Genomic DNA, 13634 nt, shown 5'->3' on the forward strand with positions numbered 1-13634 from the left:
CTTGTTCAATTATTTTTTGCTTTTCTTTATTATGAAACACACTAGTTTTGGGTCATGGAATAATCGGTCCATTTCAGAGTGGATTATATCCTCTACATCCTGTTTAATTTGTAAGTAATTGCGTTTGACCATTGTATTATCGACTTTGCGAATAATGGGGATATCTTTATAATTATCCTGTTCTTTTTTGAGTGCCAGATGATCATTTATAATTTCGGAATGGAATATTTTCAACTTGATTTTGCAATCTGGGTCGTCGGCTACCATGCCCACAAACTCACCTGAACTTAAAGATGAAATTTTGGAAACGGGAATGGCTGATTCCAATTGTTTGGAACGGCTAATGGAAGTATCACTGCTATTGATGGAGAGGCTTTCTCTATCCTGCATAATCTTTCCGAAACGTTCTGATAATTGTTTGGCAGTATCTCCTGTAACTTGGCCGCTGACGATATTCCCGGTAATATTCATAATCACATCTGCCTGTTCTCGTCCATAGTCTTTCCGTAGTTGACTAAAGTCTTGGATTCCCAAACAAGTGGCTACTTTATTACTTCGGGCTGTAGCGATTAAACTATCTATATTGTTGAGGTAGATTGTAGGGAATTCATCAAATATGAGACTACTTTTCTGTTTTCCTTTTTGATTGACGAGTTTCACCAATCGGTTGACATATAGGGATAATACTGCTCCATAAATTTGTATTTTCTGCGGATTGTTTCCCATGCAGACAATCTTAGGTTCCTCAGGATTATTGATGTCTAAAGTGAAATCATTACCTGATAAAACATAATATAATTGAGGAGAAGAAAGTTTAGCCATTGCTATTTTTGCAGAGGCAATTTGGCCTTCTAGTTGCTCCATGACATCATTTAGGTAAGCATTCACAAAAGGATTAATGAGTACCTCAATTTCTTTTTCAGTTCTAAGCAACGTAAAGAGGCTATCGTAGTCTACCTGCATGAGTTCAATCACGTGGGGAAGTGTGCAAAATTCACCGTCTTTGTATTTTTTTAAATACCATATTATAGCTGAGAGAAAATTAATGGGTGATTCCACAAAAAAATCACCCTGACGCTTGATCCATTCCCTGTTTAATCCTAGCAAGATAGTACGCGCCGATTCGGAAGCATCGGTGATATCATGCATGGCAGAAGGCTCTAGGGGATTACATCTATTGGTACGAGTGAGCTCATCAAAATTAATAACATAAAACTGAGGTGATTTGGGATAAAGATGTTTGTATGTAAGCCAAGCGTTATAAGCTATTTTGGTTAGGTCATCAAATTTAAAATCATAGACAAACATGGTGAATCTTTTACGGATGTGCTGAGTCAGTACATGGCGAATAATGAAATAGGATTTTCCTGAACCTGGAGTACCAGCCACTATTAATCCGCGAAAAGGATTGATAATGTTTATCCAACTGTTTCTGATTTTATCCTTTAAATAATATCGGGCTGGCAGGTTGATAGAATATTCATTTTCTAAGAGTCTTTCTTCTTGTGGAAAGGTCTCATTTTCGGTATTAAAAATATCCTTATCATTGAGTCTGTTTTTTATAATACGAGATAATAGTGTACCTCCAGAAAGCATCAGCAGAAAACCGCTGGAGGTAATGGTCATATAGACAATTGCTGCTAGGGCTATTTCTATTTTCAGGTATAAGGAAAGATGACTTATAAAGTAAATTAGGACTCCTGTAATTATATAAATAAAAGCGGTTTTGTAATTTAGTTTTTCATTTTTTCGCCCTTTAGCACCAACTAAAGAAATTATCAGAAAACAAAGCGCAAAGAGTTTGGATTTGTAAAAATTACTGAACAATCCAGTATTATGAATATTGCTCATAATGGTATCACTGAATCCACTAACGAAGTGCCACTGACGAAAAGCCCCATAACAGTAATAATAAAAATGAATGCCTAAAATCGTAATACTGATTAGTCTTGTCATGTCCAAGATTTTTCTCAGTGCCTGTTCGTTTTCTCCTGTCTGCATAGTCCTAATTTTTCTGTGCGTTATTTGTCTAACTTAGAGAAGCAGACTACAAATCCAAATCTCTTTAAATTCCAATACTGAAGCAATATAAAAATAGAACTATGATTCGGGTTTCTGTTGGGTGCTTTTTTTTATTTCTCAATTTACACCTCTACCTTGAAGTAGTATATGGATGGTTAGGAGGTGTTTTACAAAGGTAATATGTATTTAGATTATTATAATGGTCATAATATGTCCATCATAATAGGTACTACTTGTATTTTAGCAAGATAGTATGACTTAATCCTTATAAAATTATTAAACTTAAAAGTATAGAAAAGTGAGAACTAGGTTAGAGTCCTGTTCCCGCTACTAAGAAAAAGCTTCAGACACTAGTGAACGTAAAAATGTCTTATTCTAAAAAGTTTAAAATATTTACGCAAAATTGTTTTAGAAACTTATACTAATTGATTCTTCGTGTATATGTATAAGAAAGAGGCTTGCTCTAGCAGGAAAAGTTTAATTTGAGTATCAATACTTCATAGCTTTGAATGTTTTTATTTAACATTATGGTTTTCCGTAATAAAGTTTTGTTTTTATTAATGTTATTTGTTTTTAATACTTTTCTTGGTTGGAAAGTTATTATTAATTTTAATTAAATTAAACTATGAGTTATTTAAAATCACAAATGCTTTATGATGATGGGAAGCATTATAAATGGACTGCAAAAGCGGATGAAGACGATCCTTATTACACAAAAGGAACTGATTATTCGCAATTAAACAGAACTGAAGGTTATGAGGTTCTTTATTTTATAAATCATATTGGTAAAAAACATTGGACAAGTGCCCCTGCTAATACGTCTACATACAATAAAATCGAAAGAATGATACGTTATGCAGTCCCTCCTGAGATAAGAACTCATAAGAAAATTGCAGATTGGATAATTACAAATTGGAATAATGCAAATTAAAAACCTACGTTGTTCTTTTTTTGAGTTTTGTAAAATGTTCTTAATCTTAGCTAATTAGAAGGTCTTGGGAACACACCAAAAAGCCATAAATAGTTAAAATTAAAAAAAGCTTTAGAGAAATCTAAAGCTTTTTACCTTAGTAGCGGGAACAGGACTCGAACCTGTGTCCGCCGCGGCGGATATGAGCCTGATAGCTTAGATTTTGTAATAAAAAAAAGCTCCAGATTTCTCTGAAGCTTTATCTTAGTAGCGGGAAGCATTCAAATATCTAACCAGATTATCTGGGATTATTATGATATTTTAAAATGCGCATCTTGATTTTTTCTCTACTTTTGTTTGAATAGCTACTCATATAATGCCAAAAAGCATCAATGAAATTAAATGGTCTTTTGATAATTTATAGCGATATATATATGAAACTAAATAATGTGTGACAAAATCACATATTATTTATCCAAATTCGGATTGCTTAATGTGATTTTTTGACACATAAAACAAGTTGTAGGCAATTTAAATCACCATCTTAATTAACCAGTTTTAAAACTATGCCATTATATAAATTGACTGAAGAAGATAAAAAAGGGTATGCAAAAAAATATCTAGAAAATTTAGAATATTGGTTGAGAAGAATAATCGATCAGAAGTTTACTGAAAAATTTGGAAACGATTATATTAACTATGAAACTGCAGGGCAATTTCTAATTAGAAAAGAAATTAGAGAAAAAGTAGAAACTAGATTTAATAAATATTCTGAGAGGTTTCAAAGGAAAATTGATGCGACATTATTAGAACATTTGATTGAAATTATTTGTAAAGAGAATCTTTACAATGAAATTTTCAAACCTTTTTTTGAGCAGAATTTTAAATTAGGTAGAATTCAATTAAAGAATAATCTGACTGAATTGAGTGATATTCGTAATCGTGTTAATCACGTAAATCCAATTTCTGTCAGACAATTGGAAAAGTCTATTTGCTACACTAATGATATTATTGAATCAATTAAAGAACATTATAAAACGTTGAATATGGATAAAAAATTTAATGTTCCAACTTTTCTATCATATTCAGATTCATTTGGACAACATTTTTTAAGAGAACATATAAATTGGGCTACAAATTGCTTAGTTCTTAATAATAGAAAATTTGACATTTATTGTTACGATAAAATAAGTTTAGAAGTTGAAATCGATCCATCATTTTCAAGTGCTGAATATGATGTTATTTGGAATATAGGTAAAAGAGAAATTATAAATGAGAAAAATATTGAAATTACGTTTAATGAATCAGATGTAGCTGATTTCTACAGTGTAATAGTCAAAGTTGTTTCGAAAAAATCCTGGCACAAACTTAATAACTGTGATGATTGTTTAGCAATCCAATTTACAATTTTACCTCCTAGATAAACTGCCTACAATAGCTACTATAATGAATTTGGCATTTAGTTTAATGGAAAGTTGGTTTTGTATTTGGGAGTATTATTGAAATTACAGTTTAAAGAACATATTGGAAATTCTTTACTTATTTCAAATTTTTCATAGATAATCAAAGTTATAAAGGGGCTTATAAAGCGCCTTCATCAGCAAAGGAATAATAGGATTCGGAAGTTATAATTAATGAATCCAGTAATGTGATATCAAGAAGTCTTCCGGCTTCTTTTACTTTTCGAGTTATCTGTTTATCGGCTTCAGAGGCTGTTAGGTTTCCTGAAGGATGATTGTGAATCATTATCAGAGATGTTGCATTGGCTTTAAGAGCTGCTGAGAATATTAATCTGAGATCCACTATAGTTCCTGTAATTCCTCCAGATGAGATTTCATAAATTCCAAGTCCCTTTTGAGCTTGATTCATAAGTAATACTTTGAACTGCTCAAAGAGTTCAATTTTATTATAATCCCAAGCTGAAAGAGCCAGTTTGTATGCGTCTTTGGAAGATTTGATTTGCGGTCTTTCAGAGTTTTTTACTTTTGTTTTATAAATCAGTTCAATTTCAGATACAGTCTGCCAGTTTTGATTTAAAGTTTCCATAATTTCTATATTTTAAATTAATTATGGAACATCCACCGGGAATCGCCTAGCAAGCGCAAAAAGCAACGCAATAAAGCAGGAATTTTTTCCTGCATTTATGGGGGAATTTTTTGCTAGCGCCCGCAAGCGATTCCCGAACTTTGTGACGAAATTAAATAAGATATTAGAAGAATAAAGGACTGTTTAAGGTGGGGTTGAAAAGATCTATGTAGCGACTATGCCAAAAAAGTATGGTTTGAACCCTTCATCGCCCACGAAAATCAATAATAAATGCTGAAGTATCAGGGTCTACAATCGAACACATTATTCCTCTTTTGATATTTTTTGAAAGACTAACCTTTAAAATGTTATAGTTTAGAAAATATATAAGACTTAGTTTTTTACATAATTGGAAAGCGACAAATACGCACTAAAAGAAAAGAGAAAAATGACTCTGCTAAGATCAGCTTATTGAACTATAATTAATCAAAAAGAAAGCTTGTTCTGGTAACAGTTTTCTTTTTTTTCTTCTTTTGTGAGAAATGAAGATATTCAATTCCTGCGCATAATTCCTGATGTTCGGAAGGACGCATATCGATAAAACCCGGATAAAATGATATTATATTATTTGGATCTAGATTATCTTTTATTTTTTCGAGTACTATTTCCGCTGCAGTTTCTCCTATTTTTGATGGTTCCTGAAGTGGTTCTCGATGTTCTGGTCTGATAAAATTTGAACTTGTGAAATTTTCTCCTGAATAACTAAAAATCTTAACTTCTTTAACGATATCAATATTTTTACTTTGCAGATACGATGCAGCTCCAAGCGCCATCCAGCTTGTAAGGACAAAAAAACTGTCGAATTTAATATTTGCTTCCAAAAGTTTATTTATTGCAAATTCTCCATCACTTAACGATTCTCCTTCTGTTTCTATTAGGAGTTCGGGGTTATTTATTTGGTGTTTTTCCAAAATCCGGTCATATCCGCGAGCAAGTTCAGATGTTTTTCTGAGTTCATTAGGCCCCATAATACATGCTATTCGCTTGCGTCCACTATTAATGAGATTTTCTATTGTTAATGAAGCTGCGATATAATCATTGGCAATTGGAAACGAACTTTCGGATCTATTTGATTGCTTTTTTCCAAATAGAATAACAGGAGTACCTCTTTTTACGATTCCTTGACAGGTATATAGGTTGTAATCACTATAGATACTGATAATGATTCCGTTAGCATTAAAAGCTTCAAGATGCAAAAGGTTCTCTCTTTCACGTTCCTGATTATGATCTGACTCTAGTATTATAAGTTTATAGCCCAGTGGATATAGAACATTACGCACTCCTTGAAGTACTTTTGTAAAAAATGGTGATATTTTTTTAGGAACAATAAATCCTATAGTTTTGATTTCTGGTTTTAAACCTACAACAGACGAAACAGTTTTATAACCTAATTGTTCAGCCGCATACAGTACTCTTTCTTTAGTGAAGTTGTTTACATTTTTAGCATTTCGAAGTGCTCTTGAAACAGTTGATTTTGATAAATATAAATGCCTGGCAAGTTCTTCGAGGGTAATATGCTTCATACTGTTAAAGTTTAATCAAAAATAGAAAAAAAATGTAAAGTTATGAGATAATAAAAAAGCTAATAAATTCTAGTAAATACATTTCTTAAATTAGCTTGGAAGAAAGCCGGCTTGTAGATCAATTCATCAAAAAATCGAAATTTTGAAGAACTTATGAAGAGAAGTCGTAGTTGAAAATTTTAATATTCTTGCTGTACTTCTTATTCCTAAACCTTCTTTTGTGAACTGAATGATACTTTCTTCAATATCAGGTTTGTAAGCTTGATAAGTATAACTTGCAACTCTTGTTTTCCTATAAAGTCTACAAATATATCTTTGATTACCAGACTTTGTTTTTCCATATTTTATCATGTTTTTAATTTCACCAACACATCTGCAACACCAAGTCGGATTTGAAGTCATTCTTTTCGATTTAAGACATTATAAAATAAATTTTCAGTAAAAATACATCAAAGATTAATAACAGGGAAAACGATTGTAAATAAAGTCTTTACAATCGTTTTTTGATTTTTTGGTAATGAGGTAAAAAGCAGAAAAAAGCGAGGTTTGGCAAAAGTAAGGTTACTAAAACGTTACTTTCAAGCATTATAAACAACCGCTTTAAAATACTGTAATTCAGCTTTCTGCATAGTTTTTCATATTGTTCCGTAGCTCGCATAGGTTTAATTTTATCATTAAGAATTGTGAGTATGGAAACGACAAAAAAATCAACGTTTAAGGTTCTTTTCTACCTTAAAAAGAATGCCCCGAAGAAGAACGGGAAAGTTACGGTTATGTGTAGAATTACCGTAAACGGTAATCAGTCTGCATTCAGTGCCAAGTTGGATATTTCCGCAACAAATTGGGATTTGAAGTACGGCAGGGTTTTAGGTAAAAGCCGAGAAGCCCAAGAAACAAACAGCAAACTTGACAAAATCCGTTCAGGTATTGAGGAATGCTATTCCAAAATTCTGAAGAACGATGGGGCTGTAAACAGTACTAAACTTAAAAATGCCTTCCTCGGTATGGAAAGCGGAGAAATGACCTTTTTCAAGTTTTATGAACAGTTCTTATCCGACTATGAGAAAAAGGTCAATAGCGGACTTCGGGTAAACGGAACACGAAGTAAGTATAAAACACTATTAAGACATCTTCGCAATTTTGTACTTACAAAATACGGTTACTCCGATGTGTCTTTTAACGACCTTACTCCTGATTTTATACAGGACTTTGATTACTACCTACGTGATGACCAAAGCTTGACACATAACACGATTTGGCTGTATATGATTGGCTTTACCACGCTTTGCCGATTGGCAATGAGCAGAAAGCATCTTGCTTTCAATCCGTTCAGCGAGTACAAGAATACCAAAAAGGACAAAGACAGAGGTTATCTGTTGCGGAACGAGTTGGAACAGCTTGTAATGTTCAACTGCGAGAAAAAGAAAGACGAATTGGTTAAAGACCTGTTTGTTTTCAGTTGCTTTACTGGTCTTTCCTATTCAGATATGAAAGGGCTTAGAAACAGCAATATTCAGGATTTCTTTGACGGTAACCAGTGGATTATCATACGTAGGAAAAAAACAGCCACATCGTCAAACGTGATGCTGTTGGATATTCCCAAAATGATTGTCGAAAAATATGCAGGATTTTCAAAAGACGGAAAGGTATTTCCTGTACCATCAAATACAGTCTGTAATGATAGCCTAAAGAGAATATCACAACTGATTGACTGCCTGAAAGAAAAGAAAGTAACCTTTCACTTGGCACGCCATACGTTTGCCACGCTGTTTTTGAGCGAGGGAGTTCCGTTAGAGAGTTTGAGCAAAATGTTAGGGCATAAAAACATTGCCACAACGCAAATTTATGCCAAGATACTCAACGAGAAAGTAGGTAAGGATATGCAAAAAGTATCACACAAATTTAAGGGGATGGAGCAGTCTTTTGTGGCTCAATTATAAAACCCAGTAAAGAAATTTAAAAAAGTCAATGTTATCTACATTGGCTTTTTTTGTACTTTAGCTATTAGAAAAAATGCTTCAAATAATGGCGGATATAAGACAAAAATATATTTCACTAATTCAGAATAGAAGTGAAGAAAATAAAAAAGCATTGAAACTTTTATTTTCACAAGGATTATTTGGCAACTGCGTTTCTATATTAAGACAAGAGTTGGACTCTTTTATTAGAGTAATGTATTTAGGTAGAATATCCGATTTCAATGAACGAGAAAGAATGATGAAGCAGACTTTATCAGGAGAGAAATGGACAGTTTTAACATCAAATAACAAATGGAAACAAATCACAGATAAAGATATGGTTGAGAAGGCAAATGAATTTTATGGGTATATTCAATATGTATATAAATTTGGTTGTGCTTCCATTCATTTGTCAGATTTCCACAACTACACAGCTCAAAACCCCTTTGAAAAACTCAATGATACGGAGAAATATGATATAAAAAACTACCTTAATACATATCATAATTATCCTATTGAAAAGGAATTGACTGTTGAAAATATATCAGACTATATTCCTAATGTCTTTGAAAAAATTTCATCAAATTTGACTTGCTATTTTGGTAGTATATTAAATAATGGAATGATAGAAATGTAATAATACCAAAGCCCACCGCTTTAAGCAGTGGGCTGTTTCTTTAATTGACCGATACAGTTACAGTTTCACACAATCAGCTAACGCTGATAGTTATCTTCCAATACTTTTACAATATCACTTTCACGAAACAAGATTTTCCGTTCGAGCTTGATAAAAGGTATCAGTCCGTCATCTCTGTACTGTTGCAACGTCCGTTTGCTGATATGCAACATCTCGCAAACCTGTTCGCCTGACAGGTAGATTTCCCCTTTTAAGAGTGGATGAAAATATTCCCTGATATACAGCAGTTCATTTTTGATGCCTACCACAGCTTCGAGCAAAGCAAGTATATCCTCGTTTGAATTTCCAATCTGTTTCATTTCTTTTGCTTTTTTAACGGTCGCTCTCCCTGCATAAATAATTCCACTTCGGATAATCTGAAATATGTTTTCCGATTGATTTGCGTTGCCCCAAGAATGCCCTTTGCCCTGTACGTCTGCAAAGTTCTTTTGCTAATGTTCAGTAGTTGACAGGCTTCCTGTTGGTCGAGCCATTTTGTTGCCTGTTGCAATGCTTTGTAGGGTGCGGTCATTTCCGCAATTAGATTGGAAACTTCCTTTACTTCCCTATGCAATGCTTTTAAAATCTGAATGTCTAAAACTGTTATTTCCATATCTACATCATTTAAACCTCGAAAATAAAAGCTATTTACATAGGTCATTCCAATGTTGCCGTCAGAGGTAGCGTTTGGCGTTCAGATGTAAAATACTCGGCTACAATCCCAACTTTGGCTTATTATTTTTCTGGAGAGCTTGTTGCGGTTTGATTGCGTTGTCTGTCTTCAAGGCAGGCTTATTGTTTTTCTGTACAATCTGACTTTTTTCATCGTTTTTGAAATCCGAAAGTAAAACTGTTTTTGTTGCCCCTATTATGCTTTCAGGTTCTGTAGTCTGTTTTTGTTGTTCAACACGCTTGCCCCCGAACAGCCTGCCCAGACCTAAACTCTTTGTTTCTTTGAATTGACGTTTAGAGTTGTTAATGAAATTGGAAATTGGGTCGCTATGCTTATCGACCTGCATAAAAAGAGGTTTCTTTTTCTTCTCGGATAGCTCTTTTTCTTTACGCTCTTTTTCGGTAATTGTTTTTTGTGCCATAGGTTCAAAATTTCCCCTAATTTAGAACACAAGGAATGTATTATTTTAATTTGGCATTACGTGGCAGTATTTGGCTTGTGTTGGCACAATATAAATGGAAAGCAATCCTCAAAACACTTTAAATTTTCCTCGCAAAGCCCCTTCACATTTAAAAAGTTTTGTACGGATAAGAGAAAGCATCCAAAAAACACCCAATACTTATCCCATACGTGCTTTTTGTATCCTTTCTTTGATTGGAATGGATTAAAAAAAGAACAAAAGATAGCAAAGATAAGGCGGACAGCCACCGCACCACCCAACCAAAAGACTACGGCATAATGGCAGGCAAATATGGTGGCTTCGCCCAGTTATTGTGTGTGATTGCTCTGCCACCCTTCGGGACTTATTCCGTTTCCTTTTGGTTTTCGCACCTGTCCGTCTTGTTAAAATGGCTTTCTTTTTTTTCTGTTTTTTTGTTTTGGAAACAATTTTAAAAGAAGTTATGCATCCTGACCAACGGACGGTTATCAAAATAACGGCTTGTGCTTCTCATTATAGATTTCGCTAATTAACTCCCCGAACTCCTGAAAGTGGTACTCGATAATGTTGTCCAGATACGCATAAATCGTCAGTTTGTCAATGCCCATAATGTTGGTAAGCCTGTTAAATGTTTCGTGGTGTTCCTGCCGTACATAGACCGATTTACCCCTACTTGCAGTACTGTTCGGAATTTTAAAGAACTGTCCGCAGTAATCCTCTTTGGTCAGTTTTTTGGTTTTAGAGGTGCCTTTTTTAGAATTGTTGACCGATGGCTTTGAATGTTCTGTTTCTGTTGCTATTTCCTCGGGTTCTTCTCCTGCCATTACACGCATAATAGCTTCCTCATCAACTTCGGGTTTTGCAAAGTCTTCCCGATGTGTTATTCCTTGTTGTTTCATCACAGGTTGTTTCTTTTCATCGGTTAGGAAATTTCCAATAGAAAAATCCTCTTTTTCGGGTTGCTGATTTTTGTTTTCTTCGTGTATCATATCTCTCAATTTTAATATTATATCCAATTAGCTGTTTGGCTAGCTAAGCAGTCAGTTGTATGTACGATTACACCTATGTAACAACCTATCTACCTATGCACCTGCATACCCTTAATTAGCTGTTTCGTTAACTGAAAAGTGTATAATTCGTCTTCATTCAATCACGCAGATTTGCTGTCGGGATTTATGCCGATTGGCTGCATAGTTAAGGTTATAACCAATCAGCCAGTTAACCAGTTACAAAGGAAATAAAAGCAATTTCAATCCCCATAAAGGTGGCAGTCTTTGGCGTTTAGTGGCTTTGTTTGGCGTGATTGTAAGTCGTTGTTATTCAAATAGTCTTATCGAACTTTGTAATGGAAGCTACTGCTTTTTTTGGCTAACTCCAATCCGTTTGCAAAACGGATTTTTCTGAACTCCTGTTCAGAGCAAGTTATCTCTTGAGGTCCTCGAAATGAATTTCGGCACCTCAAAAGCACTTGCCCTTGCAGGGGGCTGGAAACGGCTCCGAAGTCGCCCGTTTGTTTAAAAATTAAAAATGGATTATTATGGAAGAGAAAAACAGAAAACAGATTAGGAAAACAGGAAGAAAACCAAAGAATGACCCTGCCGTCAATCGGTATTCCATTAACCTGAATGATGAGGACAATGCTAAATTTCTTGCCCTTTTTGACCAATCAGAAATAAAAGTAATTGCTCATTTTATCACAGCCTGTATCTTTCAAAAGACGGTAAAGACCGTTAAAATTGATATGGATGCAATAGAATATCACGAAAAGTTGACCCGATTTTTTAACCAATTTAGAGCAATCGGAACGAATTACAATCAGATTGTGAAGATATTGTACCGCAATTTTTCAGAGAAAAAAGCAGGAACATACCTTTTTAAATTGGAAAAAGAAACCATAGAATTGGTAAAAATCACGAAAGAAGTCATCCGTTTGACACAGGAATTTGAAGGGAAGTATCTGAAAAAAGAGTAAAGTTATGATTGCAAAAATTGGAAAAGGAAGTAATATGTACGGAGCAATTCTGTACAATCAGCAGAAAGTGGACACGGAAAATGGAGTGGTTTTGTTGCTGAACAAGATACCCGACACGGTGGACGGCAGGTATTCCGTAGCCTATTTTAATAAATGCTTTGAGCCGTACCTGTTGGCAAACATCAAAACGGAAAAGACGGTACGACATATTTCGCTGAATCCAGATCCTGCGGATATAGTCAGCGATGAACAGTTTGCCGAAATGGCACAGAAGTATATGGAACGTATGGGCTACGGCAATCAGCCCTATATTGTTTTCAAACATACGGATATTGACAGAATGCATATACACATTGTTTCGACTTGTGTAGCTATTGACGGAAAGAAAATCCCCGATGATTACGACCATCCACGCTCAATGGCAATCTGTCGGGACTTGGAACAGAAATATAATATGAAAAAGGCAACTAAACAAGAGCATAAACAAGCTAATAAAGTTTTCAAGCCTGTAAATCATAAAAATGGCGACATAAAAAGTCCGATTGCTTCGGTAGTACGGCATCTACCAAAGTATTATAACTTTTCTACTATGGGTAGTTACAATGCTTTACTATCACTTTTCAACATCACTGCGGAAGAAGTCAAAGGCGAGCGGAACGGTCAGAGGGTAAACGGATTGGTGTATGTTGCATTGGACGAAAACAGGAACAAAGTAAGCAATCCATTCAAAGCATCGCTTTTCGGGAAAGATGCAGGGGTTGCACACCTACAGAAGCATTTTGAGCAGTCCAAAGAGAAAATGAAAACCACACCTGTAAGGTCTGTTCTGAAAAATACGGTGGAGCTTGCCATACATACCACAAGCAACGAAACGGATTTTAAAAAGCAGTTGACCGAGCAGGGTATTAATACAGTTGTAAGACGTAATAGTGAAGGACGAATTTATGGTATGACCTTTATTGAACACCAAAGCCGTAGCGTTTGGAACGGCTCACAATTAGACAGAAACTTGTCGGCAAACGTATTCAACGATTGGTGGAACAACGGAAATAAACCCGAATTAAAGATACAGGATAGCCCTGTTTCCAAAACAAATACATTGGACGATTTGCCAACAAAAAACCTTTTTGAATTTCTTGCACAGGTGCATTCGTCTAATTCTGATATTGGGCTATTCAGCCTGTTGCCTGATGCACAGGGCGAGGAGTATGAAGAAGAACAGTTTGCAAATAAGATGAAGAAAAAGAAGAAAGGTAGACGGTTGTAGAATGTAATATGACAGAAGTTGCCTTAATTTGAGATAGTACATTCAAAATAAACAGTACAAAAAACATAATTGATTACCTTTGTTACTTTACTTTAGTTTTCAATAAGGA

14 protein-coding genes are annotated in these 13634 nt (G+C 34.6%); 6 read left to right on the plus strand and 8 right to left on the minus strand.

All coding sequences use genetic code 11. The annotated features are described in order from the left end of the window. Positions 1–9: 9 nt before the first annotated feature. Positions 10–2001 carry a conjugal transfer protein MobC gene (gene mobC / locus ACJ6WR_RS15795; protein ID WP_409415746.1) on the minus strand — a complete coding sequence of 664 codons (1992 nt, stop codon included), beginning with the start codon at positions 1999–2001 and terminating at the stop codon, positions 10–12. Between the two features lie 646 nt (positions 2002–2647). On the opposite strand from mobC, the gene ACJ6WR_RS15800 reads away from it, so the two are divergent. Further along, complete coding sequence (locus ACJ6WR_RS15800) at positions 2648–2953, plus strand: hypothetical protein (RefSeq protein WP_393047525.1); 306 nt, start codon at positions 2648–2650, stop codon at positions 2951–2953. Positions 2954–3498: 545 nt separating this feature from the next. Continuing rightward, entirely contained in the window at positions 3499–4356 is an 858-nt protein-coding gene (locus ACJ6WR_RS15805) for a hypothetical protein (protein WP_409415747.1), read from the plus strand. Between the two features lie 157 nt (positions 4357–4513). Here ACJ6WR_RS15805 and ACJ6WR_RS15810 read toward each other — a convergent pair whose 3' ends face one another. The 3 genes from ACJ6WR_RS15810 to ACJ6WR_RS15820 all read right to left on the minus strand — a co-directional run bounded on the left by ACJ6WR_RS15810 (position 4514) and on the right by ACJ6WR_RS15820 (position 6942). Further along, a complete protein-coding gene (locus ACJ6WR_RS15810) occupies positions 4514–4978 on the minus strand; it encodes a JAB domain-containing protein (protein WP_409415748.1) in 465 nt (154 codons plus the stop codon). Positions 4979–5439: 461 nt separating this feature from the next. Further along, on the minus strand, positions 5440–6540 hold the full coding sequence (locus ACJ6WR_RS15815; RefSeq protein WP_409415749.1) for a LacI family DNA-binding transcriptional regulator: 1101 nt from the start codon (positions 6538–6540) through the stop codon (positions 5440–5442). A gap of 126 nt (positions 6541–6666) precedes the next feature. Beyond that, positions 6667–6942: a transposase gene (locus ACJ6WR_RS15820; protein ID WP_409415750.1), complete on the minus strand. Its 276-nt coding sequence runs from the start codon at positions 6940–6942 to the stop codon at positions 6667–6669. 287 nt (positions 6943–7229) lie between these two features. Between ACJ6WR_RS15820 and ACJ6WR_RS15825 the strand changes: the two genes are divergently transcribed. After that, on the plus strand, positions 7230–8480 hold the full coding sequence (locus tag ACJ6WR_RS15825; RefSeq protein WP_409415751.1) for a site-specific integrase: 1251 nt from the start codon (positions 7230–7232) through the stop codon (positions 8478–8480). Between the two features lie 85 nt (positions 8481–8565). Then, a complete protein-coding gene (locus tag ACJ6WR_RS15830) occupies positions 8566–9135 on the plus strand; it encodes a hypothetical protein (protein ID WP_409415752.1) in 570 nt (189 codons plus the stop codon). A 77-nt stretch (positions 9136–9212) separates the two neighbouring features. Here the strand turns inward: ACJ6WR_RS15830 and ACJ6WR_RS15835 are convergent, their stop codons facing one another. The 4 genes from ACJ6WR_RS15835 to ACJ6WR_RS15850 all read right to left on the minus strand — a co-directional run bounded on the left by ACJ6WR_RS15835 (position 9213) and on the right by ACJ6WR_RS15850 (position 11275). Next, complete coding sequence (locus ACJ6WR_RS15835) at positions 9213–9494, minus strand: helix-turn-helix domain-containing protein (protein WP_409415753.1); 282 nt, start codon at positions 9492–9494, stop codon at positions 9213–9215. After that, positions 9491–9787, minus strand: a complete 297-nt coding sequence (locus ACJ6WR_RS15840; protein ID WP_034737355.1) for a helix-turn-helix domain-containing protein — start codon at positions 9785–9787, stop codon at positions 9491–9493. The genes ACJ6WR_RS15835 and ACJ6WR_RS15840 overlap by 4 nt, the downstream gene beginning before the upstream one ends. A 100-nt stretch (positions 9788–9887) precedes the next feature. Then, the gene (locus ACJ6WR_RS15845; RefSeq protein WP_409415754.1) at positions 9888–10268 is read right to left on the minus strand and encodes a hypothetical protein; all 381 of its coding nucleotides are present in this window, start codon (positions 10266–10268) and stop codon (positions 9888–9890) included. Between the two features lie 506 nt (positions 10269–10774). Beyond that, positions 10775–11275 carry a DUF3408 domain-containing protein gene (locus ACJ6WR_RS15850; protein ID WP_409415755.1) on the minus strand — a complete coding sequence of 167 codons (501 nt, stop codon included), beginning with the start codon at positions 11273–11275 and terminating at the stop codon, positions 10775–10777. A 548-nt stretch (positions 11276–11823) separates the two neighbouring features. On the opposite strand from ACJ6WR_RS15850, the gene mobA reads away from it, so the two are divergent. Next, positions 11824–12258 (plus strand): conjugal transfer protein MobA, encoded by a 435-nt coding sequence (gene mobA / locus ACJ6WR_RS15855; RefSeq protein ID WP_409415756.1) that lies wholly within the window; start codon positions 11824–11826, stop codon positions 12256–12258. 4 nt (positions 12259–12262) lie between these two features. Next, complete coding sequence (mobB, locus tag ACJ6WR_RS15860) at positions 12263–13525, plus strand: conjugal transfer protein MobB (RefSeq protein WP_409415757.1); 1263 nt, start codon at positions 12263–12265, stop codon at positions 13523–13525. The last annotated feature ends 109 nt before the right edge of the window (positions 13526–13634 follow it).

The sequence above is a fragment of the Flavobacterium sp. PS2 genome, assembly GCF_046250155.1.
Lineage (GTDB): Bacteria > Bacteroidota > Bacteroidia > Flavobacteriales > Flavobacteriaceae > Flavobacterium.